Consider the following 20,023-nt stretch of genomic DNA (forward strand, 5'->3'; position numbering starts at 1 on the left):
GGGAGAGGGAATCGATCGTTAACGCATTACCCGGTCATCAACGTAATGACGTTTATCCGGCGCTGGCGGGAAATACTGATACAGCCAGGTTTCGCTGATGGCATCGCCCTGGCAGCGCAGGAACAGGCGCATATCCACCGGCTCCGTCGAATCCGACGTTGGGTACCAGTCAAACAGAATGCGATACCCGTCAAACGGCTCAACGTAAAGGATCTCAACCTGCTTCGCTTCACCGCTGGAGAGCGTAATCACCGGCTCGATGCCCTTCGGCGCAGCGGCCTTCAGGTCACCGCCGACGAAATCAATCGCAAAGCGACGGGCCCACACTTTCGGATAGTGTTCGCCCGGCGCCCAGCCCTCCGGGAAGCCGCCCATGCCGGTACGGGTCGCGTAAACGTTGGCCAGCGGGGAACGCACCGGCGGCTGCGCGCTCCAGTAGAGACGATATTTAAAGTCCAGCTCGTCGCCCGCTTTCACCGGTTTTTCCGGCTGCCAGAAGCAGACCACGTTATCCAGCGTTTCACCGGTGGTTGGGATCTCCATCAGCGCGATAGATCCTTTCCCCCAGTCGTTGCGCGGCTCAACCCACAGGCTCGGGCGCTTGTTATACCAGCCCATCACGTCCTGATAGTGGGAGAAATCGCGATCGAGCTGCAGCAGGCCGAACCCTTTCGGGTTTTTGTCCAGATAGGCATTAAACTGCAGCTTCTGCGGGTTATTGAGCGGACGGCAGATCCACTCCCCGTTGCCGCGCCACATTGCCAGGCGGTCGGAGTCGTGGATTTGCGGGTGAATGGTGTCGCACATGCGGCGTTCGTTGTTGCCGCAGCTGAACATGCTGGTCATCGGCGCGATGCCCAGCTGCTTAATGTCCTTACGCGCGTAGAGATGGTTTTCCACCTCCATGATCACCTGGCTCTTCTCGCAGTGGATCACGAATTTATAGGCACCGGTGACGCTCGGGCTGTCCAGCAGCGTATAGACGGTAAAGGTGGTATCGCCAGGCTTGACGGTTTCAAACCAGAAGGAGGTGAAGTCCGGGAACTCTTCCGGGGTGTCGGTAAAGGTATCTACCGCCAGACCGCGCGCGGAAAGCCCGTACTGGTAGGTATCGTCCACCGCGCGGAAATAGCTCGCCCCGAGGAAAGAGACAATATCGCGGCGCGCCAGCTCAGGCGCTTTAAAGGCGCGGAAGCCCGCAAAGCCGAGATCGCTTTGCCCTTCCAGCTGTTTGGTATCGACACCCGTGTCACCGTAGCTGAACAGCTCAGGGCGGAAGTGGATCTCGCGCGCCATAGAGGTAGACTGGTCCAGCGAGAACATCCGCACACGGCGGCGGAACCCCATTCCCATGTGGAAGAACTGCACGTCCAGCTGACGCCCTTCAATGTTGTTCCACAGAGACTGTTTTTCATCGTAGCGGATGGCGTTATACGCCTGCGGCGTCATGGTCGCCAGCGTCTCCGGCAGCGGACGCGGCGCGCCACCCCACGGGGTTTTCGCCAGGTCATGCGCCATGGATTGCAGTACGGAGAAGTCAAACCGACGGCTCTGACCGTCAGCGATGTCAGAGTCAGCCGCATATGCCGCTTTGGAAAACAGGGAAGCAAGGCCGGAGGTGCCGCTCAGGGCTGCCACAGCCAGCGAGCCTTTTAGAAAACGTCTGCGATTCATGCCTGGAAAAACGTCCTTATGGTCGTGTGAATGTGTTTCGCGCTCGGCGAAATGACGGCAAGAAAGAACGCACAGCCTAAACAAAAATGGTTAAGAATCCAATTGTTGGCCGGTGATTATCTGAACAAAGTGAGAAATATTTTCTGTCGACCAGAACGGCCCGAAAGTGGTGTAAAGAAAGCCTGGAAAATGTGTAGAAAAATGCCCCGTCAGGACATCAGCTGACGGGGCCAATGAGGCGGTTATTTTACGCTGACATCGATACCCGGGAAGTACTTATCAGCGAGTTTGGCGATCGTGCCGTCGGCACGTACTTTATCAATGGCGGCATCAAGCTGCTTTTTGGTGGCCTCGTCACCTTTGCGCAACCCAAAGCCGATCCCACTGCCGAGGATAGTGTCGTCAGACACCGGTTTGCCGATGAAGCCAAACCCTTTTCCCTGCGGCTTGCTGAGGAAACCCGCCTGCCCGGCCGCGGACATGACCAGCGAGGCGTCAATGCGGCCATTCAGCAGGTCACCCCAGGCCATATTCTGATCTTTATACGACACCACGGTGACACCCTGCTTTTCCCAGTGCTCTTTGGCATAGGTTTCCTGAATCGACCCCTGCAGCACGCCGATGGTTTTCCCCTTCAGCCCTTCAGGCGTTGCTTCGACCGCCGTACCGGCCTTGCCCACCAGCTGAGACGGAATGCGGTAGATCGGCTGGGTAAAATCGATGCTCTTGCGGCGCTGCTCGGTAATGTTCATCGCCGAATTGATGGCGTCAAACTTCTTCGCCACCAGCCCCGGGATCAGCGCGTCAAACGAGGTTTCGACCCAGCTGCACTTCAGCGCTGCCGCTTTGCAGATGGCATTTCCCAGCTCTACGTCAAACCCTTCCAGTTCGCCTGCCGCATTACGGCTTTCAAACGGCGGATATTCCGCTTCCAGACCGTAGCGCAGCTCGGTGGCCGCGAAGGAGGAAAAGGTACACAGCAATCCCATGCCGACAACTAGCGCGCGTAATTTCATTTCAAACTCCTCAGAGCCTATCTCAGCGTGGTTTAACCCGACACAGGGCTTGAGCACCTGCCCGTAACGTCGCCTCATCTTTCGCAAAAGAGAGGCGAATCAATTTATTATCCGTGCCGTCGGCATAAAACGCCGACAGCGGAATGGTGGCAACACCGTACTCAACAATCAGCCGCTTCACCAGCTCGCTGTCGCGCTCGTCGCTAAACTGGCTGTAGTCCGCCAGCATAAAGAACGACCCGGCGCTCGGCAGCAGGGTAAACGGCGAATCGGCCAGCAGGCCGTGCAGCAGATCGCGCTTACGCTGGTAAAACGCCGACAGCGACAGCCAGGTTTGCGGATCGGTCATGTGTTCTGCAAACGCGTATTGCATTGGCGTATCGGCAGAGAACATCAAAAATTGATGGACTTTACATATCTCGTCCATCAGCTCTGCGGGCGCCACACAATAACCCACGCGCCAGCCGGTGACGTGATAGGTTTTTCCGAAAGAAGAAATAATCACGCTACGTTCCGCCAGCTGCGGGTGCGTGGCCATCCCGTGGTGCGGTTCCCCATCAAACACGACGTGTTCATACACTTCGTCAGACAAAATAATGATGTCGGTATTGCGCGTCAGCGCCGCCAGCTGCTGCAGGTCATTAACGGAGAAGACCTGGCCGCTCGGGTTGTGCGGCGTATTGATGATGATCATGCGCGTGCGCGGGGTGATTGCCGCACGGACCTCATCCCAGTTGACGGCAAAATCCGGCACCGTGAGCTTGATGGCGACAGGCGTTGCCCCCTGCAGACGAACAATCGGCGCGTAGCTATCAAACGACGGCTCAAAGTAGATCACCTCATCGCCAGGGTGCACCAGCCCGCTTATCGCCGAATAGAGCCCTTCGCTGGCGCTGGCGGTGACCAGCACCTCGCTGGCAGGGTTATACTGCGTGCCGTAGAGCGCGGCAATCTTATCGGCGATGCGTTCTTTGAGCGGCTGCAGGCCGGTCATCGACGCATACTGGTTATGCCCTGCCTCCATCGCGCGGGTAACGCCGGCGATCAGCTTCGGGTCGCAGGAAAAATTCGGTGCCCCCTGAGAAAGGTTGATGGCGTTATGCTGGGCCGAAAGCTGGCCGATAACGGTAAAAATGGTGGTCCCCACGTCTGGCAGCTTGGAGCGCGTTTGCACCGGCGTTCGTAAAGTCATCCTCTTTCCCTTCTCATGGATATTGCATAACTATTCAAACAACAACTTCGTTGCCGGGACAATCGAATTGTTGTCATAATAGCCATGAGAAAAATGCATAGCTGAGGTGTTTCAATGTCACGCCGTTCGCTCCCGCTCAATGCCATCGACGCATTTTTAGTCACCGCGCGTCATCTGAATCTTACCCATGCCGCCGCGGAACTCTGCCTGACGCAGGGGGCCGTGAGCCGTAAGATTGCCTCCCTTGAAGCCTGGTTTGGCTTTCCGCTGTTTGAGCGCCACGCGCGCGGGTTGCGCCTCTCCCCTCAGGGCAGCGCCCTGCTTCCCGAACTGCAGTCCTCCTTCGAACAACTGCTGAGCGTGGCCGACCAGGCCCGCAGCCAGCACACGGTGATCCGCCTCAAGGCCCCCACCTGCGCGATGCGCTGGCTGGTGCCACGCCTGCTGGAAGTGGAGCGCGAGCAGCCGGATCTGCAGATCGCGCTTACCACCACGACCGATCATAACGTCAATTTCAAAACCGAATCTTACGATGCCGCCATCGTCTTCGGCACGCACATGAGCGCAGGCGATCTGCTGTTCGAAGAGGCGCTGACGCCGGTGTTCAGCCCCGTGCGAGCGGGTGCCGCGCTGGGTTCGCTGACGTTTCTTCATCCGACAAGGGATAAGACAGACTGGTCACTGTGGCTGGCGAATCAGGAAGGTCCGGGCTTTGCTATGCACAAAAATCAACACTTCGATACGATGGATCTCGCCATTACCGCCGCCATTCAGGGGCTGGGCGTAGCCATTGCCGACGAAACGCTGGTGGCAGAAGATGTCCGCGCCGGAAGGCTAATGCGGCCCTATAAGACCAGCATTAAAACCGGCGCGAGCTACCGGCTGGTGCTGCGCGAAACGCCTTGTCAGGAGAATGGTCTGGCTGCGTTTCGCGCCTGTTTGCTTAATCGAGGCTGACGTGGTGCTTCATCACGCGCTTGAAGAGGCTCATGCGGGCGCGCATAAAGCGGTTTTCAAGCCTGAAACCTGCATGTTTATTCACACCAATACGTAACAGCACGTCCCGACCTTTGCGGCAGGCGGGCCAGCGCGTCGGCCCGTGAAGGGTGTCATGCGTTCCGGCATCGCGCGCAAAGCTCACCCAGTAATCAGCCACCTGGGCGGCAAACGCAAGATCCCGTTCGTTAACGTACTGGCGCGAAGGCTCCACCTGCCCGAGGGTATCGAACGCGTACGGCACCTCATTGCCGTGCCAGGCACCGTTGATATAGGTGGCGTGTTCCGCTTCGGCCACATAGTCAAACCAGTAGCGCCAGCAAAGCCCGCCGACGCGCTGCTGGGCCTGCATCACCACGTAGCCCATAGTGGTGAAGGCCATGTCGCGGCACACCTGCCTGCCGAGCTCCTCGTCGCCCTTCACGCCCGGATAAAGCAGCTTGATGAGCCCCAGCCCGAAGCGGCGCTCCCGGCGAAGCTTCTGGATCTGCCCGGCGAGATCGACACCAAACACCGCCATCACGCTGGCTTCATCGCTGTTGGAGCCAATCATCACCGGCACGGGATGCTGGCGGGCGGCGAAAAAGACGTCCAGCATCGCCTCCGGCAGAACGCAATCCCCAACGATAGGGGCCGGGGCGACGTTCAGCGGCGCGGTCAGCGGCCACAACGCCTCGGGCGGGATCGCGCGCAGCTGCTCTGCCGTCGCATTTTCCAACCCGAAGTGGGCGGCCAGCGCTTCCCCTTTTTGCAGGGCCTGCGCGCGCGGCGTATCCGGCAAAGTGTACCCGCTTTGCACTATCGCCTTATGGAATAGTCCTTTCGCCAGCGGCGAGGCCAGCAGCGACAGCACGCTGCGCGCGCCGGCGGATTCACCAAACAGGGTCACGTTATTCGGGTCGCCACCAAACGCGGCAATATTATCCCGCACCCATTCGAGCGCGGCGATCTGGTCAAGCAGGGCAAAATTGTGCACCACCCGCTCCTCTTCCCCTTCCAGAGCGGGATGGGCGAAGAAGCCGAGATGGCCGAGACGGTAGTTAATCGTGACGACAACCACCCCGCGGGATGCCAGGGCTTTGCCGTTATACGGCGGCAGGCTTCCGGCGCCGATCGTAAACCCGCCGCCGTGAAGCCAGACCATGACCGGCAGCGGCCCGGTACGGTCGATAGGGGACCAGACGTTCAGATAAAGGCAGTCTTCAGAAAACTGGCCGGGATCGCCCCCACCCAACTCCTGACAATATTCACTGCTTTGCCAGCTTGAGGGCGAAAAGTCGGTAGCTGCACGCACGCCATCCCAGCGTTCCGGCGGCCGGGGTGAGCGCCAGCGCCAGTCGCCAACGGGCGGTGCGGCATAGGGAATACCGCGCCAGAGGTGAACGTTTTCATCGGTTAAACCAGACAGTGCGCCCTGGCGCGTTTCAACCACAGGGGCGGAAGGATTTTGCATAACGACCTTATTTTTTCCATCACACCCCTGAAGAGTAACGATTTCAGAGCAAACCGCAACGCTGTTTGCTGCGCGTTTCCGCCTCCTCGTAGAGCGTAAATTCGTCATACACCGGGCAGCCGAGCGCGGCTTCAAACGCATTGCGGCTGGCATTCCCGTGGCTGCGCGCCTGGGTTTCATTCCCGAGATTGGACTGGAAAATCCCCGCCGCGCTGACCGGAAGGAAATCTTCGTAAATTATCGGCTGGGCCACCACCCACCCGCGCTCGATCAGCGGCTGCGGGTCATCCCCCGGACGAAACGCGTGACGATGGGCCTCTCCCGCTGGGGTCAGGCGATAGCGAAAATACGCCAGCTCCTGACGGCGCAGGAACATTTCGCTGTCCGGGAAGGCGCTGAAAATCTCCCGCAAATGCAGCTGGTGCGTGAGGTTATCTTTTCCGGTTCCGGCCTGGGCCAGCAGGCTATCGTACAGTTCACGGCCTTTCGGGGTCAGTGCCACGCCGCGCTGTTCAATTTCACCGAAGCGCGCGGTGTGGGTGCCTTTATGTTCCCCGGCGAAAAGCACCGGCTCTTCGAGGGCTTTAAAGCTGGTCTGACGCAGCAGGATCGGCACTTCACGACGCGGCGGCCCTTCGATCAGAATTTTGGGCTCAATCCCGTACTTCGGCATCAGCTCCTGCACCCGGTCAATGTCCAGCGTGCGCGGCGTGAGGTGGTTGATATGGCACCCCGGGAAGCAGACCACGTCAGCTATCAGGCGGTGCTCGTTACTCAACGCCAGGTAGGTCTCCTGGTCGACCGTTGCATGACGGTGCCAGCGGAAGGTTTCTAACGCTTCCTGCACAAACTCGTGCGCCTGCGCTTCGGTAAAGTGCCCTTCCGACTCATGGAGGTCAATAAGTTCCAGACAGCGCGGCGTAAAGATGTTCCGCTGAGAGAGAATTTCTGCCGCCCGCTCGCGTAACGCCACGTTTTCAATCAGCTCAAGGCGCAGCAGTGAGGTAAAGATACGAAACGGATTGCGGCACAGCGCCGCATCGTCAACCGGACGAAACGCCGTTGAGTGGACCGGTACCCCCGCCTGAGAAAGATCGTAATAGCTGACCGGGAACATGCCCATGATGGCAAACATACGACGCAGGGTGGAAAGCTCTTGTGCCGTACCGACGCGGATCGCCCCGTGACGCTCCACGTTCAGGCGTGCCAGCTCGTCGGCGTTCGCCAGTTGTTCATGTAATAGTGGATTATTTTCCAGAACCGCCAGGTTTACGTCCGCGACCAGCTCAAGCAAGGTGCCGTACTGCGGAACTTCCTGCTGGTACATCGCCGACATAGCCTGCGAAAAATGTTCCCGAATATCATCAGCCGTGATGGTGTTCGCCATGATGTCATGCCTCCAGTGAATATTACCTGGAGTGTAGAGAAGGCCGTTCCTTCCGGGGGGAAGAATTTCTGATTTGTGATCTTAAGACGCCAGTGGTTAAACCGTGTGCTACCGACCCCTGTCAGCCACCTCGTCATCTTTTTCCAGGATTTTCCTTATGATTCGTAGCGGCTATTTTTTCTAGCCCTTAAGGGGTAATTTTCTCCTAATCACCGCTTGCGAATTATTCGTTTTTGCTAAGCCATTATTATTGGCCTCAACCTTCCGCTTTTTAAATGAAACCTAGGACTAATCCGATCATTTGTTTACAAGTCCTTCCCACACTTCCATATTTCCAAACCAAGCGAAGCGCAAACGCAGCAATAATTAAATATAACGCAACCGCTAATGGCGAAACGAATTTGACGTATGCCTCACAGCGACTAGAGTTATTACTCGAACGACGAGTGATACGGAATATTTTCGTATCGTACTGACATAACCAATATATGACTATGAGGTTTAATATGGCAGAGCATCGTGGTGGTTCCGGTAATTTCGCTGAAGACCGTGAAAAAGCATCAGAAGCTGGACGTAAAGGCGGCCAGCACAGCGGTGGTAATTTCAAAAACGATCCGCAACGCGCATCTGAAGCGGGTAAGAAAGGGGGACAGAACAGTCACGGCGGAGGCCGTAAATCTGATAACTCCTGATCTTATTTAGTACTCTTTTAATAAAACCTGAGAGCATGCTGCGGGCTGAAAAGCTCGCAGTACCCTTTCCTTATTTTACCGGAGCGTAATTATTATGAATATGAAAAGTGTTGAGGATGTATTTATTCATCTTCTGTCCGATACCTACAGCGCTGAAAAACAACTTACCCGAGCGTTAAGCAAACTCGCTCGCGCCGCCTCCAGCGAGAAGCTGAGCGCCGCCTTCACCGCGCACCTGGAGGAGACGCAGGGTCAGATTGAACGTATTGACCAGATCGTCGAACAGGAAGACGGTATTAAGCTCAAGCGCATGAAGTGCGTGGCAATGGAAGGCTTAATTGAAGAAGCCAACGAAGTTATCGAAAGTACGGAAAAAAATGAAGTGCGTGATGCCGCGTTAATTGCCGCTGCGCAAAAAGTGGAGCATTACGAAATAGCCAGCTACGGTACCCTTGCGACCCTCGCAGAACAACTGGGCTACAAAAAAGCCGTTAAACTTCTTGCCGAAACGCTGGAAGAAGAGAAAGAGACCGACCTTAAACTCACCGACCTGGCCGTTGGCAATATTAACCAAAAAGCGCAGAAATGACGCGATAAGACAGGTTAAATAAAATGAGCATCAGTCCCAGGACAATTAAACGGTGCCATTTAGCGGCAGCAATAATATGGTTCATTCTCGCTATCCCTTCCGTAATATGGTGGAAGAATAGCGTACTATGGGTCATTATCATCAGCATTTACGCCAATATTGTCGGCCACTTATCTGGCTACAGTGCCGCACGTGCCGATCAGGCTGCTGTAAGTGAGACCAAATAAGCGAACCCCTAATGAGGATACAATGATGAATCACGTAGAACACTATCATGACTGGCTACGCGATGCCCATGCAATGGAAAAGCAAGCCGAATCTATGCTGGAGTCCATGGCCAGCCGTATTGATAATTATCCTGATGTTCGCGCCAGAATTGAGCAACATATTAATGAGACAAAACGGCAAATTACATTGCTGGAGGAAATCCTCGACCGTAATGATATTTCTCGTTCGGTCTTAAAAGACTCAATGAGCAAAATGGCGGCCCTGGGTCAATCCATCGGCGGTATGTTCCCGTCCGATGAGATCGTTAAGGGCTCGATCAGCGGCTATGTCTTCGAACAGTTTGAAATCGCCTGCTACACCTCCCTGCTCGCTGCAGCGAAAAAAGCGGGCGATACCGCCTCTGTTCCTGCCATTGAGACGATCCTCGCAGAAGAGCGCGAAATGGCCGACTGGCTGATTCGCCATATCCCGCAAACGACGGAACAGTTCCTGCTGCGTTCAGACGCAGACGGTGTCGAAGCGAAAAAATAATCCACAGGAGAGTGCCTATGTTTCGACACGTCAAACAGCTGCAATATACGGTTCGCGTCGCCGAACCCAACCCCGGTCTTGCTAACCTTTTACTGGAACAGTTTGGCGGGCCGCAGGGCGAACTGGCTGCCGCCTGCCGTTACTTCACTCAGGGCCTGAGCGATGACGATCCGGGCCGCAAGGATATGCTGATGGATATCGCCACCGAGGAGCTAAGCCACCTCGAAATCATCGGTACGCTGGTTGGTATGCTGAACAAAGGTGCCAAAGGCGCGCTGGCGGAAGGGGTGGAAAATGAGGCTGAACTGTATCGGTCCATGACCGAAAACGGTAACGACAGCCACATCACCTCCCTGCTCTACGGCGGCGGTACCCCGCTCACTAACTCGGCGGGCGTGCCCTGGACGGCAGCCTACGTCGATACCATCGGCGAGCCGACGGCGGATCTGCGCTCGAACGTGGCGGCAGAGGCCAGGGCGAAAATCATCTATGAACGGCTGATTAACGTCACTGACGATCCCGGAGTGAAGGACGCGCTGGCGTTTCTGATGACGCGTGAGGCGGCGCATCAGCTCTCCTTTGAGAAGGCGCTGCAGTCCATTCGTAATAATTTCCCGCCGGGAAAACTGCCGCCAATCGAGGAATTCACCAACAAGTACTACAATATGTCTGAAGGTGGAGAGGTTCGCGGAAGCTGGAACAGCGATAAGCACTTTGATTACGTTGAGTCCCCCCAGCCTGCGGTTGATGGCGGAGACGGTAGCGCCAGCGTGACGCTCACAGCTGAACAGGCAACCCTGGTTAAGGCGATGTCTGCCCGCACCAAGTCCGATCCCCATTCCGACCCCCTGACCGGCGCCGAGCTGGGTGCCGGAAAGAGTAAACCGTAATCGGTATTGCCGGGCATCCTGACCTGCCCGGCAATTCTCGTGCCCCATCGCTTCAGAGGTACGGACCATGTTCGAACTTGATGCATTCCATCTCGCCAGAATTCAGTTCGCTTTTACCGTCTCGTTTCACATTCTTTTCCCGGCGATCACCATCGGTCTTGCCAGCTATCTGGTCGTGCTTGAAGGCATGTGGCTGCGCACCAAAAACGACGTCTGGCGCTCGCTGTACCACTTCTGGCTCAAGATATTTGCCGTTAACTTCGGGATGGGTGTCGTTTCCGGGCTGGTCATGGCGTATCAGTTCGGCACCAACTGGAGCGGGTTCTCCCAGTTCGCAGGCAGTATTACCGGTCCCCTGCTGACCTACGAGGTGTTAACCGCCTTCTTCCTGGAAGCCGGCTTTCTTGGCGTAATGATGTTCGGCTGGAACAAGGTCGGCCCTGGGCTGCACTTCTTTTCAACCTGCATGGTGGCGCTCGGCACGCTGATGTCGACCTTCTGGATCCTCGCCTCAAACAGCTGGATGCACACCCCGCAGGGTTTTACTATCGAGAACGGGCAGGTCATTCCGCAGGACTGGCTGGCGATTATCTTTAACCCCTCCTTCCCTTACCGCTTGATTCATATGGCCATCGCCGCCTTTCTGAGCAGCGCGCTGTTTGTCGGCGCGTCGGGCGCATGGCACCTGCTGCGCGGTAACGATACCCCTGCCATACGCACCATGTTCTCCATGGCGATGTGGATGGCGCTGCTGGTTGCCCCCATTCAGGCCGTCGTGGGCGATATGCACGGCCTGAACACGCTTGAGCATCAGCCAGCCAAAATTGCCGCCATAGAGGGGCACTGGGAAAATCCGCCCGGCGAGGCCACGCCGCTGCTGCTGTTTGGCCTGCCCGATATGGACGAGGAGCGCACCAAATACGGTCTTGAAATTCCCGCGCTCGGCAGCCTTATCCTGACGCACAGCCTCGATAAGCAGGTTCCGGCGCTGAAGGACTTCCCGAAAGAGGATCGCCCAAACTCGACCATCGTCTTCTGGTCGTTTCGCATCATGGTCGGAATGGGCCTGCTGATGATTACCCTCGGTCTGGTCAGCCTCTGGCTACGCTATCGCCACCGGCTCTACCACTCGCGTCCGTTCCAGTGGTTTGCCCTTTGCATGGGGCCCGCGGGTCTGGTGGCGCTGCTCGCCGGCTGGGTGACCACCGAAGTGGGCCGCCAGCCGTGGGTGGTTTACGGTTATCTGCGCACGATTGACGCGGTCTCCCTGCACAGCACCCTGCAGATGAGCATCAGCCTGCTGGCGTTCTTCGTTGTCTACTCGTCGGTGTTTGGCGTGGGCTATGTGTACCTCATCCGGCTGATTAAGAAAGGCCCGCAGCCCGTCGATACGCTGACGTCAAACACGTCGGGCACCCCCGCCCGTCCACTGTCTGCCGCGGAGTCTGTTCCGGAACAGGAGAGAAACTGATGGGCGTCGATATCTCTGTTATCTGGTTTGCCATCATCGTCTTTGCCACGCTGATGTACATCATTATGGATGGCTTTGATTTGGGCATCGGCCTGCTGTTTAACTTCGTGGGCGATGCGAAAGAGCGCGATGTGATGGTCAACAGCGTAGCGCCCGTATGGGACGGCAACGAGACCTGGCTGGTGCTCGGCGGCGCGGGGCTGTTCGGCGCGTTCCCGCTGGCTTACGCGGTGATCATTGATGCGCTCACTATCCCCCTTACCGCGATGCTGATCGGCCTCATCTTTCGCGGCGTCGCCTTTGAGTTTCGTTTTAAAGCGACGCCTTCGCACCGCAAGTTCTGGGACTACTCCTTCGCCGGTGGCTCTCTGCTCGCCACCTTCAGCCAGGGGATCGTCGTGGGGGCGGTGATCAACGGCTTTGAGGTTGAGGGCAGACGCTTTGTGGGCTCGCCGCTTGACTGGCTGACGCCCTTTAACCTTTTCTGCGGTATCGGTCTGGTGGTCGCCTACACGCTGCTGGGCACCACCTGGCTTATCATGAAAAGTGAAGGTGCCCTGCAACGCCGTATGCGCGAGCTAACCCGCCACGTGCTGCTGGCCCTGATGGTGGTGATCGCGGTTGTCAGCGTCTGGACGCCGCTCGGCTGGCAGTACGTGGCCGACCGTTGGTTTACCCTGCCCAACTTCTTCTGGTTCCTGCCGGTTCCCCTGCTGGTAGGCCTGTTTAGCGTGCTGATCTGGCGGCTGACCCGCAACCCGGCCAGCCACTCGCGCCCCTTCCTGCTGACGCTGGGGCTGATCTTCCTCGGATTTAGCGGCCTGGGTATCAGCCTGTGGCCAAACATTATTCCGCCGCGCATCACCCTGTGGGAAGCCGCGGCGCCCCCCGCCAGCCAGCTGTTTATGCTGGTCGGGACCCTGCTGATAATTCCGGTGATTCTGGTGTACACCGCCTGGAGCTACTACGTCTTCCGGGGCAAAGTTTCGGATACTGAAGGCTATCACTGAGGAACGCTATGACGGACTGGCATACACGGGCCATTATCTACCAGATTGACACCGCGCTTTTTTACGATATGAACGGCGATGGCTGCGGGGACATCGCCGGGATCGCGGCCAAGCTGCGCTATATTCGCCGCATGGGGGCGACGGTTATCTGGATCACCCCGTTTTACCTCACGCCCTTTCTCGATGAGGGCTACGACGTCAGCGACCATCTGCAGGTGGATCCCCGCTTCGGAAAACTGGCCGATATCATCGCCTTTATCGAACAGGCCCGGGAGCTGGGCATGCAGGTTATTATTGAGCTGCTGATCCAGCACACCTCGGACGCCCATCCCTGGTTCCAGCAGGCCCGCCGCAGCCCCGCCTCGCCCTATCGCGATTACTATATCTGGTCGGATAACGACGACGACGATACGCCACCCATGTTTCCCGGCGTGGAAAAGAGCGTCTGGAGCTGGGACGACGAGGCGGGACAGTATTACCGACACATGTTCTACCGCCACGAGCCGGACCTGAACCTGACCTCGCCCGCCGTGCTTAAGGAGATTGAGAATATTATCCTCTTCTGGCTCAAGCTGGGGGTATCGGGATTTCGGCTGGATGCCGCATCACACCTCACGAAGCAGGCGGGCAGCGGTGACGAGAAAAAGGGCCTGTGGATCCTGGAGCACATGCGCCGTCTTATCGAACAGCGTAATCCGGACGCGATCCTGCTCGGCGAAGTGGACGTAGACGTTGAGGTTTATAAAGACTATTTCGGCAATAACGACCGCCTGCATCTGGTGCTCAACTTCTGGCTCAACAAGTATTTCTACGTCAGCCTGGCCAGAAAAAGCGCCCGCCCGCTGCGCAACGCGGTGAAGAAGATGATCGTCCCGCCAGATTCATGCTGTTTTGCCAACTGGCTGCGCAACCATGACGAGCTGGATCTGGAAGGGATTAGCCAGAAAGATAAACAGTTCGTGCTCGACACCTTCGCCCCTGACGAGGAGATGAACGTCTATCAGCGTGGGATCCGCCGACGTCTGGCCCCGATGCTGAATGGCGATCCAAAGCGGCTGGCGTTCTGCCACGCGGTGCTCTTTTCACTGCCGGGCGTCCCGGTGATGCGCTACGGGGATGAGATCGGCATGGGTGATGACCTTGAACTGGAGGAGCGCTACGCCGTCCGCACCCCAATGCAGTGGGCAGGTTCACAGGGCGGCGGGTTTTCGGCGGCCGATCCTAAAAAATTTATTGCGCCGATAATCGACCACGGACCCTACCGCTATCAGAAAATCAACGTCGCCGATTCGCTGCTCCACCGCAACTCGCTCCTCCACCGGATTATTGATATTGCCAATACCCGCTCGGAGTTCCCTGAAATTGCCGTGGCGCCCTTTCGCCTCATCACCCTCAATCATGACGCGGTGCTGGGGATCTATTACGAGACCGACGAGCGCAGCATTCTGACCTTCGTTAACTTCAGCGACCAGCCGGTGCAGTTCACCGCCAGAGGGATCCGCAACGCCACCTGGACCGCCTGCCTCGCGGACAAACGCTACGACGACGCGCTGGTTTGCGGCAAAACCGTCGAACTCAGTATTGGCGCCTACGGCTACCGCTGGTTCTGGACGCACCGCAGCGCGCTGCGCTGATTAGCGTTTCCGGCGGGTTATCAGACGCGTCAGCATAATCCCCGCCACCGCGAGGGCCCCCAGCGCAACCTTGCCCGGCATACCGGAGGTGACGGACGTAGCGCGGTTCTTCGCTTCGTCGGTAAAACGACCATGGATTTTGTGCAGGTCGTCAATCGGCTGGTCGAGATAGTCCCGCCGATCCGCTGCGTTCAGATCGTCGGTCATCTGGCCTTCCCAGGCTTTTTTTACCATCAGACGGTCAAGGTAGCCCGGAAAGAAGAATTGCCCGACGATGGACTGGATAGTGCTGCTGCCCACCCACAGCTCGCGCACCGGTTTCTGCGCAACCTTAAAGATGGCGCTGGCGGCCACTTCAGGCTCAAAGACCGGCGGCACCGGTCGCATCGCCCAGGCGAACTTATTCTTTGCCCATTCGAACTGCGGCGTATTGAGCCCCGGCATCTGCACCATGGAAAGCTGAACCCGGCTGTTCTCGTGCATCAGCTCCGTGCGCACCGCATCGGTGAACCCGCGGATCGCCGCTTTGGCCCCGCAGTAGGCCGACTGCAAAGGGATGGAACGGTAGGCCAGCGCGGACCCCACCTGAATAATCACCCCCCTGTCGCGGGGCACCATTAGCTCCAGCGCGGCGCGGGTGCCGTTAACAAATCCGAGATAGGTAACATCTGTCACGCGACGAAACTCATCCGGCGTCAGGGTACGAAACGGCGCCAGCACGGCCCCCATCGCATTGTTGACCCAGACATCAATCGCCCCGAGGCGATACTCGATCTCGTTAGCCGCATCTACCACCGCCTGGCTGTCGGCGACGTCCGCCTGCACCGCGTGGGCATTGACGCCGAAGCGGCGCAGCTCTTCCTGGGTGGAGTGCAGGCTGGCTTCATCGCGGGCGATAAGCCCCACATCGTAACCTGCCTTTGCAAATTTCAGCGCCGTGGCTTTTCCCACGCCCGCCGTCCCGCCGGTAATCACTATGACCGCCATAGAACCTCCGCGTGAATTTAGACGTTATTGCCGTCCGACAATGTTGTCACCAGTTCAGCGAGCGAAAATTGCACCGCTTTTTCCACCACATCCTGGCAGTCGCCGGAGAAAAGGACGGTGCGGGTTTTCGTCTCACCGCAGATATTCCAGGCAAAGCAGACCGTTCCCGCCGCCGTGCCGTCATCGCCCCCTTCCGGGCCCGCGTAGCCGCTGATGGCGATGCTGATATCCGCCTGGGCAATGTCGCGGATGCTGGCGGCCATCTCGGTCACCGTCTGTTCACTGACGGCGGTATAGCGCGCCAGCGTCTCCGGACGCACGCCGAGGATCCGCGATTTGGCTTCATCGCTGAACACAACCAGCCCGACGTCATAAAAATCGGCCGTGTTTTCCTCTGCACACAGCGCCACCGAGAGCTTTCCTCCCGTGCAGGATTCCGCGGTGGTTAAGCGCAGCCCGGCATCGGTTAATTTACTCGCCAGCTTTTTGGTGAGTTCACTCACGGTATAATGACTGTCGTGTAAAAGATTGCTCATCTTGCCGCCTCTTATTTTTCAACAGGAATGATTGAAATATGTCCATTGCGCTCAAGTATGGCATATTTAATTTCGCTAAGTTCTGTAATGCCATTATTTTGACGCGCTGACACCAGAATGTCATCACAAGATACGTCGACTTTTTTTAGCTTATCCGCTAATGGAACGCCATTCTCAACCAGAATCACAGGGGTCCCATCAAGAATATTCTCCACCGGGGAAAAATATTTCTTCATCAGACCAAATATAATGTCAACGACCACCAGCGTGGTAATGGTAATCATTGCGCCGGTAACGGAGAAATCCTGCCCCAAAAGCGCCTGCTGCGTCGCCTCACTAATAATTAAGAGGAGGATGAGATCAAAGCTGGTCATCTGCAGCAGCGCCCGTCGCCCTGCCACTTTAAATACAACCACGAGAAACAGATAAATCGCCAGCGCGCGAAAGACCATATCCATATCAGCCTCCTAGGGATAAATAAATTGCCAGAGGTCAATCTCCGGCTCGTTGTTGACGCGGATGACGGTGTTCCATTTACCGGCTCTGGAAGGTGTCGTAAAGTATAAAACAGAGAAGTTGTCTGATTTTTGCAGGTCGTCATAGACCAAATAGAGGGTTTTGCCGTGGCTATACATTTTGTCTGGCTGCGGCCAGACGCTGCCGGGCTCGTATACGTCGCTGCTGTCGGTGGTCAGGCTGAGGGTATAGCTGCCCTCCGTCTTCACCGGGAAGGAGACCTGCATTCTTGACTCCGTCTCCCGCCGGCCGAAGCGTTCATAGTTTATGCTCAATGAGTTAGCGGAATTGGTTTTGGCCGTATCGCTCACCATCCCGCTGGAAAACAGACCAGCAACCGCTGCGATGATAATAGCCAGGAGGACTACAAAACCCACCTGGCGAAATGAATATTCAAACCTCAACAAGCGATAACTCTCATCTATCCCGGGTAACTTTTCATTTTCATGCTTCATAGTCGTTGTCACCGTTTCGCTTATTTCAAGATAGTTTTGATTTCCAAAGAGAATGTTTTTAAGACTTATCACATTTGCCACATAAAGGAATAGCAACAATACTTAATATGTCAAGACACTCAAAAATGAAGGATATCAGATGAAATTATCACTTATTTCCGCTTTTTTGATATTTCTGGTTCCAGCTGCATGGGCAGATAATAACGGTGGGTTACAAAAAGGTGAAGCACCGCCACCGCCCCACGCGCTGGACAGCGGATATCGTGGAACCGACGACGCGCGTATTATGACCATCGATCAGGCAAAACAATTGCACGATGGCGCGACAATTTCATTGCGCGGTAATCTTATTGACGGTAGCGGCGATAAGTTTGTATTCCAGGATAAAACCGGAAAAATCGACGTTATTATTCCCCAGGCAGTTTTCGACGGCAGAACGGTAAAACCCGATCAGATGATCAGTATCAACGGTTCGCTTGATAAAAAATCATCGCCTGCCGTCGTACGTGTTGATCGTTTGCAGAAATAATTCAGCAAAGCGTTAACGCTGCAACTATCCATCAAATCTCACCCCTTGGCTTAAGGAGTCAGCTATGAGTGATACTACACAACGTACGAACGCTTACCCGACCCCCCCGTTCCCGGAACAGCCGCAAACGCCGCCGGGACTGGCGTCTGAAATGCAGCCTGTACCCGATCACGGTGAAACAAGCTATAAAGGGCATGGCCGCCTTGCCGGCAAAAAAGCGCTGATCACCGGTGGTGACTCCGGGATTGGTCGCGCAGTGGCTATCGCCTACGCCCGTGAAGGGGCAGACGTCGCCATCAACTATCTGCCTGAAGAAGAGAAAGATGCCGCCGAGGTCATCGACCTGATCAAAGCGGAAGGCCGCAAGGCCATCGCGCTGCCAGGAGACGTCCGTGACGAGACCTTTTGCCAGAATCTGGTCGAAGAAGCCGTTTCGAAGCTGGGCGGGCTGGATATTCTGGTCAACAACGCAGGCCGTCAGCAGTTCCGGGAATCCCTTGAAGAGCTGACCACCGAAGATTTTGACGCGACGTTTAAAACCAACGTTTACGCCCCTTTCTGGATCACCAAGGCCGCCTTGCGCCACCTGAAAGCGTCGTCCGCGATCATTAACACCTCCTCCGTTCAGGCGGTGAAGCCCAGCCCCGTACTGCTGGACTATGCCCAGACGAAGGCCTGTCTGGCGGTGTTTACTAAATCCTTAGCCAAACAGCTGGGTCCGAAAGGCATTCGCGTCAACGCGGTCGCCCCCGGCCCGTACTGGACGGTACTCCAGTCCAGCGGCGGCCAGCCGATGGAGAAAGTGAAGGAGTTCGGGGGTGATACCCCGCTGGGTCGTCCGGGACAGCCCGTCGAGATTGCCCCGCTGTACGTCACGCTGGCCTCGGATGAGTGTTCCTTTACCTCCGGTCAGGTATGGTGCTCTGACGGCGGCGACGGCGTGATCTAAACCGCTTTGCAGCTTATCCCTCCGCAGTGAGCAATAAATGAACAAGGACGTTCATCACCCACCTCGCCTGAAAAACATGTTGTAACTCAAACAGATCAAATGTTAAAAATATTTTGCTATCAAGTTATCAAAATTAAACAACTTAACTTGTCACCCGCATCGCTCTGTTTTTAACATCGCCTATGGAAAAAAATGGTCTGTTCAGTCAGCGCATACGCTTGCGCCATTTGCATACATTTGTGGCCGTCGCTCAACAGGGAACGCTGGGGCGCGCGGCTGAAACTCTTAACCTGAGCCAGCCCGCGCTCTCGAAAACCCTTAACGAGCTGGAACAGCTGACCGGCGCCCGTCTATTTGACCGCGGTCGGCTGGGGGCACAGCTGACTCTGGTGGGCGAACAGTTCCTGACGCACGCCGTGAAGGTGCTGGATGCGCTCAACACCGCAGGCCAGTCCCTGCACCGAAAAGAAGAGCAGACCAGCGAGGTGGTGCGCGTCGGCGCCCTGCCAACCGCGGCGCTGGGGATCCTGCCGCCCGTTATTGGTCAGTTCCACAAGCAGCAGCGCAATACCACTATTCAGGTTGCCACCATGAATAACACCATGCTGCTCGCGGGGCTGAAATCGGGTGAGCTTGATCTCGGTATCGGTCGAATGTCCGACCCCGAGCTGATGGGCGGTCTCAATTATGAACTGCTGTTCCTGGAATCCCTGAAGCTGGTGGTTCGACCCGATCATCCCCTGCTGCAGGACACGGTGACGTTAAGCCGGGTGATGGAGTGGCCAGTGGTGGTTTGCCCGAAAGGGACCGTCCCGCGCCAGGCCGCCGAAACCTTGCTGCAGATGCAGGGGTGTACGCTACCCTCAGGGTGCATCGAAACGCTTTCGGCTTCTCTTTCGCGCCAGCTTACCCTGGAATATGACTACGTCTGGTTCGTCCCCTCCGGTGCGGTAAAAGATGATTTGCGTCAGGGAACGCTGACCGCCCTGCCGATCGCCTCCCCCGGTGCGGGTGAACCCATCGGTATTTTGACCCGGGTAGATACTCCCCTTTCCACGGGCGCACAAACGCTGCTGAGCGCTATCCGTAAATCAATGCCTGTCTGATTTCCTTCACCCCTCACCCAGTTCCCTCTCCCCGTGGGCTGAGGGTTCCCCACAAATTAATGCTAGCACTGAACAATCCCCTCGCCCCTTTGGGGAGAGGGTTAGGGTGAGGGGAACATACGGCTGTGGTGGTCATTCCGTTCACTTTATGTTCCCTGCTACTCTGTAACGACATGACCGGT

At 56.7% G+C, this 20,023-nt stretch carries 21 protein-coding genes; 12 read left to right on the forward strand and 9 right to left on the reverse strand.

Annotation, left to right across the window (positions count from 1 at the left end; all coding sequences use genetic code 11):
• Positions 1 to 18 precede the first annotated feature (18 nt).
• From ACMWL8_RS03050 to ACMWL8_RS03060, 3 genes are all read right to left on the reverse strand, one after another.
• On the reverse strand, positions 19 to 1,674 hold the full coding sequence (locus tag ACMWL8_RS03050; RefSeq protein ID WP_045260490.1) for a glucan biosynthesis protein D: 1,656 nt from the start codon (positions 1,672 to 1,674) through the stop codon (positions 19 to 21).
• A 242-nt stretch (positions 1,675 to 1,916) separates the two neighbouring features.
• Positions 1,917 to 2,690 carry a transporter substrate-binding domain-containing protein gene (locus tag ACMWL8_RS03055; protein WP_025756391.1) on the reverse strand — a complete coding sequence of 258 codons (774 nt, stop codon included), beginning with the start codon at positions 2,688 to 2,690 and terminating at the stop codon, positions 1,917 to 1,919.
• Positions 2,691 to 2,712: 22 nt separating this feature from the next.
• Positions 2,713 to 3,882, reverse strand: a complete 1,170-nt coding sequence (locus ACMWL8_RS03060) for a pyridoxal phosphate-dependent aminotransferase (protein ID WP_045260489.1) — start codon at positions 3,880 to 3,882, stop codon at positions 2,713 to 2,715.
• Between the two features lie 114 nt (positions 3,883 to 3,996).
• On the opposite strand from ACMWL8_RS03060, the gene ACMWL8_RS03065 reads away from it, so the two are divergent.
• Entirely contained in the window at positions 3,997 to 4,839 is an 843-nt protein-coding gene (locus ACMWL8_RS03065) for a LysR family transcriptional regulator (RefSeq protein WP_045260488.1), read from the forward strand.
• Here the strand turns inward: ACMWL8_RS03065 and ACMWL8_RS03070 are convergent.
• Complete coding sequence (locus ACMWL8_RS03070; RefSeq protein ID WP_241276733.1) at positions 4,826 to 6,331, reverse strand: carboxylesterase/lipase family protein; 1,506 nt, start codon at positions 6,329 to 6,331, stop codon at positions 4,826 to 4,828. The two genes, ACMWL8_RS03065 and ACMWL8_RS03070, sit on opposite strands and share 14 nt — an antisense overlap.
• A 43-nt stretch (positions 6,332 to 6,374) precedes the next feature.
• The gene (locus tag ACMWL8_RS03075) at positions 6,375 to 7,718 is read right to left on the reverse strand and encodes a VOC family protein (protein ID WP_028013108.1); all 1,344 of its coding nucleotides are present in this window, start codon (positions 7,716 to 7,718) and stop codon (positions 6,375 to 6,377) included.
• Positions 7,719 to 8,224: 506 nt separating this feature from the next.
• Here ACMWL8_RS03075 and ACMWL8_RS03080 point away from each other — a divergent pair.
• The 8 genes from ACMWL8_RS03080 to ACMWL8_RS03115 all read left to right on the forward strand — a co-directional run bounded on the left by ACMWL8_RS03080 (position 8,225) and on the right by ACMWL8_RS03115 (position 14,763).
• Complete coding sequence (locus tag ACMWL8_RS03080; RefSeq protein ID WP_004150795.1) at positions 8,225 to 8,410, forward strand: general stress protein; 186 nt, start codon at positions 8,225 to 8,227, stop codon at positions 8,408 to 8,410.
• Positions 8,411 to 8,504: 94 nt separating this feature from the next.
• Positions 8,505 to 8,999, forward strand: coding sequence for a ferritin-like domain-containing protein (locus ACMWL8_RS03085; RefSeq protein ID WP_008502272.1), 495 nt, complete (start codon positions 8,505 to 8,507; stop codon positions 8,997 to 8,999).
• A 23-nt stretch (positions 9,000 to 9,022) separates the two neighbouring features.
• Entirely contained in the window at positions 9,023 to 9,226 is a 204-nt protein-coding gene (locus ACMWL8_RS03090; protein WP_052682989.1) for a hypothetical protein, read from the forward strand.
• A gap of 25 nt (positions 9,227 to 9,251) precedes the next feature.
• Entirely contained in the window at positions 9,252 to 9,758 is a 507-nt protein-coding gene (locus ACMWL8_RS03095; protein WP_028013107.1) for a ferritin-like domain-containing protein, read from the forward strand.
• A 17-nt stretch (positions 9,759 to 9,775) separates the two neighbouring features.
• The gene (locus ACMWL8_RS03100; protein ID WP_028013106.1) at positions 9,776 to 10,648 is read left to right on the forward strand and encodes a manganese catalase family protein; all 873 of its coding nucleotides are present in this window, start codon (positions 9,776 to 9,778) and stop codon (positions 10,646 to 10,648) included.
• A gap of 67 nt (positions 10,649 to 10,715) precedes the next feature.
• A complete protein-coding gene (locus ACMWL8_RS03105; RefSeq protein WP_028013105.1) occupies positions 10,716 to 12,119 on the forward strand; it encodes a cytochrome ubiquinol oxidase subunit I in 1,404 nt (467 codons plus the stop codon).
• Entirely contained in the window at positions 12,119 to 13,129 is a 1,011-nt protein-coding gene (gene cydB, locus ACMWL8_RS03110; RefSeq protein ID WP_028013104.1) for a cytochrome d ubiquinol oxidase subunit II, read from the forward strand. Before ACMWL8_RS03105 ends, cydB begins: the two co-directional genes overlap by 1 nt.
• Positions 13,130 to 13,137: 8 nt before the next feature.
• Complete coding sequence (locus tag ACMWL8_RS03115) at positions 13,138 to 14,763, forward strand: alpha-amylase family protein (RefSeq protein WP_045260486.1); 1,626 nt, start codon at positions 13,138 to 13,140, stop codon at positions 14,761 to 14,763.
• Here ACMWL8_RS03115 and ACMWL8_RS03120 read toward each other — a convergent pair whose 3' ends face one another.
• From ACMWL8_RS03120 to ACMWL8_RS03135, 4 genes are read right to left on the reverse strand one after another with little or no spacing between them, the layout of a single operon-like run.
• Positions 14,764 to 15,750, reverse strand: coding sequence for an SDR family oxidoreductase (locus ACMWL8_RS03120; protein WP_045260485.1), 987 nt, complete (start codon positions 15,748 to 15,750; stop codon positions 14,764 to 14,766).
• A 17-nt stretch (positions 15,751 to 15,767) separates the two neighbouring features.
• On the reverse strand, positions 15,768 to 16,286 hold the full coding sequence (locus tag ACMWL8_RS03125) for a 2-oxo-tetronate isomerase (RefSeq protein WP_045260484.1): 519 nt from the start codon (positions 16,284 to 16,286) through the stop codon (positions 15,768 to 15,770).
• Between the two features lie 11 nt (positions 16,287 to 16,297).
• Positions 16,298 to 16,744, reverse strand: a complete 447-nt coding sequence (locus ACMWL8_RS03130; protein ID WP_028013100.1) for a DUF421 domain-containing protein — start codon at positions 16,742 to 16,744, stop codon at positions 16,298 to 16,300.
• Between the two features lie 9 nt (positions 16,745 to 16,753).
• Complete coding sequence (locus ACMWL8_RS03135; protein ID WP_045260483.1) at positions 16,754 to 17,257, reverse strand: hypothetical protein; 504 nt, start codon at positions 17,255 to 17,257, stop codon at positions 16,754 to 16,756.
• 139 nt (positions 17,258 to 17,396) lie between these two features.
• Between ACMWL8_RS03135 and ACMWL8_RS03140 the strand changes: the two genes are divergently transcribed.
• The 3 genes from ACMWL8_RS03140 (at position 17,397) to ACMWL8_RS03150 (ending at position 19,841) form a co-directional block, all read left to right on the forward strand.
• Complete coding sequence (locus ACMWL8_RS03140; RefSeq protein ID WP_008502282.1) at positions 17,397 to 17,786, forward strand: YdeI family stress tolerance OB fold protein; 390 nt, start codon at positions 17,397 to 17,399, stop codon at positions 17,784 to 17,786.
• Positions 17,787 to 17,850: 64 nt separating this feature from the next.
• Positions 17,851 to 18,735 carry an SDR family oxidoreductase gene (locus ACMWL8_RS03145; protein WP_045260482.1) on the forward strand — a complete coding sequence of 295 codons (885 nt, stop codon included), beginning with the start codon at positions 17,851 to 17,853 and terminating at the stop codon, positions 18,733 to 18,735.
• A gap of 182 nt (positions 18,736 to 18,917) precedes the next feature.
• Positions 18,918 to 19,841, forward strand: coding sequence for a LysR substrate-binding domain-containing protein (locus ACMWL8_RS03150; RefSeq protein ID WP_045260481.1), 924 nt, complete (start codon positions 18,918 to 18,920; stop codon positions 19,839 to 19,841).
• Positions 19,842 to 20,023: the final 182 nt, after the last annotated feature.

It is taken from the genome of Enterobacter sp. 04-C-12-SI-ECC, assembly GCF_047530715.1.
Taxonomy (GTDB): domain Bacteria; phylum Pseudomonadota; class Gammaproteobacteria; order Enterobacterales; family Enterobacteriaceae; genus Enterobacter; species Enterobacter bugandensis.

Bases quoted from the DNA above. Each gene is read 5' to 3' on its own strand.
- ACMWL8_RS03095 (WP_028013107.1), top strand. From the start codon at position 9,252: ATGAATCACGTAGAACACTATCATGACTGGCTACGCGATGCCCATGCA.
- ACMWL8_RS03080 (WP_004150795.1), top strand. From the start codon at position 8,225: ATGGCAGAGCATCGTGGTGGTTCCGGTAATTTCGCTGAAGACCGTGAA.
- cydB (WP_028013104.1), top strand. From the start codon at position 12,119: ATGGGCGTCGATATCTCTGTTATCTGGTTTGCCATCATCGTCTTTGCC.
- ACMWL8_RS03120 (WP_045260485.1), bottom strand. From the start codon at position 15,750: ATGGCGGTCATAGTGATTACCGGCGGGACGGCGGGCGTGGGAAAAGCC.
- ACMWL8_RS03130 (WP_028013100.1), bottom strand. From the start codon at position 16,744: ATGGATATGGTCTTTCGCGCGCTGGCGATTTATCTGTTTCTCGTGGTT.
- ACMWL8_RS03050 (WP_045260490.1), bottom strand. From the start codon at position 1,674: ATGAATCGCAGACGTTTTCTAAAAGGCTCGCTGGCTGTGGCAGCCCTG.
- ACMWL8_RS03070 (WP_241276733.1), bottom strand. From the start codon at position 6,331: ATGCAAAATCCTTCCGCCCCTGTGGTTGAAACGCGCCAGGGCGCACTG.
- ACMWL8_RS03105 (WP_028013105.1), top strand. From the start codon at position 10,716: ATGTTCGAACTTGATGCATTCCATCTCGCCAGAATTCAGTTCGCTTTT.
- ACMWL8_RS03060 (WP_045260489.1), bottom strand. From the start codon at position 3,882: ATGACTTTACGAACGCCGGTGCAAACGCGCTCCAAGCTGCCAGACGTG.
- ACMWL8_RS03145 (WP_045260482.1), top strand. From the start codon at position 17,851: ATGAGTGATACTACACAACGTACGAACGCTTACCCGACCCCCCCGTTC.
- ACMWL8_RS03135 (WP_045260483.1), bottom strand. From the start codon at position 17,257: ATGAAGCATGAAAATGAAAAGTTACCCGGGATAGATGAGAGTTATCGC.
- ACMWL8_RS03075 (WP_028013108.1), bottom strand. From the start codon at position 7,718: ATGGCGAACACCATCACGGCTGATGATATTCGGGAACATTTTTCGCAG.
- ACMWL8_RS03115 (WP_045260486.1), top strand. From the start codon at position 13,138: ATGACGGACTGGCATACACGGGCCATTATCTACCAGATTGACACCGCG.
- ACMWL8_RS03055 (WP_025756391.1), bottom strand. From the start codon at position 2,690: ATGAAATTACGCGCGCTAGTTGTCGGCATGGGATTGCTGTGTACCTTT.
- ACMWL8_RS03140 (WP_008502282.1), top strand. From the start codon at position 17,397: ATGAAATTATCACTTATTTCCGCTTTTTTGATATTTCTGGTTCCAGCT.
- ACMWL8_RS03085 (WP_008502272.1), top strand. From the start codon at position 8,505: ATGAATATGAAAAGTGTTGAGGATGTATTTATTCATCTTCTGTCCGAT.
- ACMWL8_RS03150 (WP_045260481.1), top strand. From the start codon at position 18,918: ATGGAAAAAAATGGTCTGTTCAGTCAGCGCATACGCTTGCGCCATTTG.
- ACMWL8_RS03125 (WP_045260484.1), bottom strand. From the start codon at position 16,286: ATGAGCAATCTTTTACACGACAGTCATTATACCGTGAGTGAACTCACC.
- ACMWL8_RS03090 (WP_052682989.1), top strand. From the start codon at position 9,023: ATGAGCATCAGTCCCAGGACAATTAAACGGTGCCATTTAGCGGCAGCA.
- ACMWL8_RS03100 (WP_028013106.1), top strand. From the start codon at position 9,776: ATGTTTCGACACGTCAAACAGCTGCAATATACGGTTCGCGTCGCCGAA.
- ACMWL8_RS03065 (WP_045260488.1), top strand. From the start codon at position 3,997: ATGTCACGCCGTTCGCTCCCGCTCAATGCCATCGACGCATTTTTAGTC.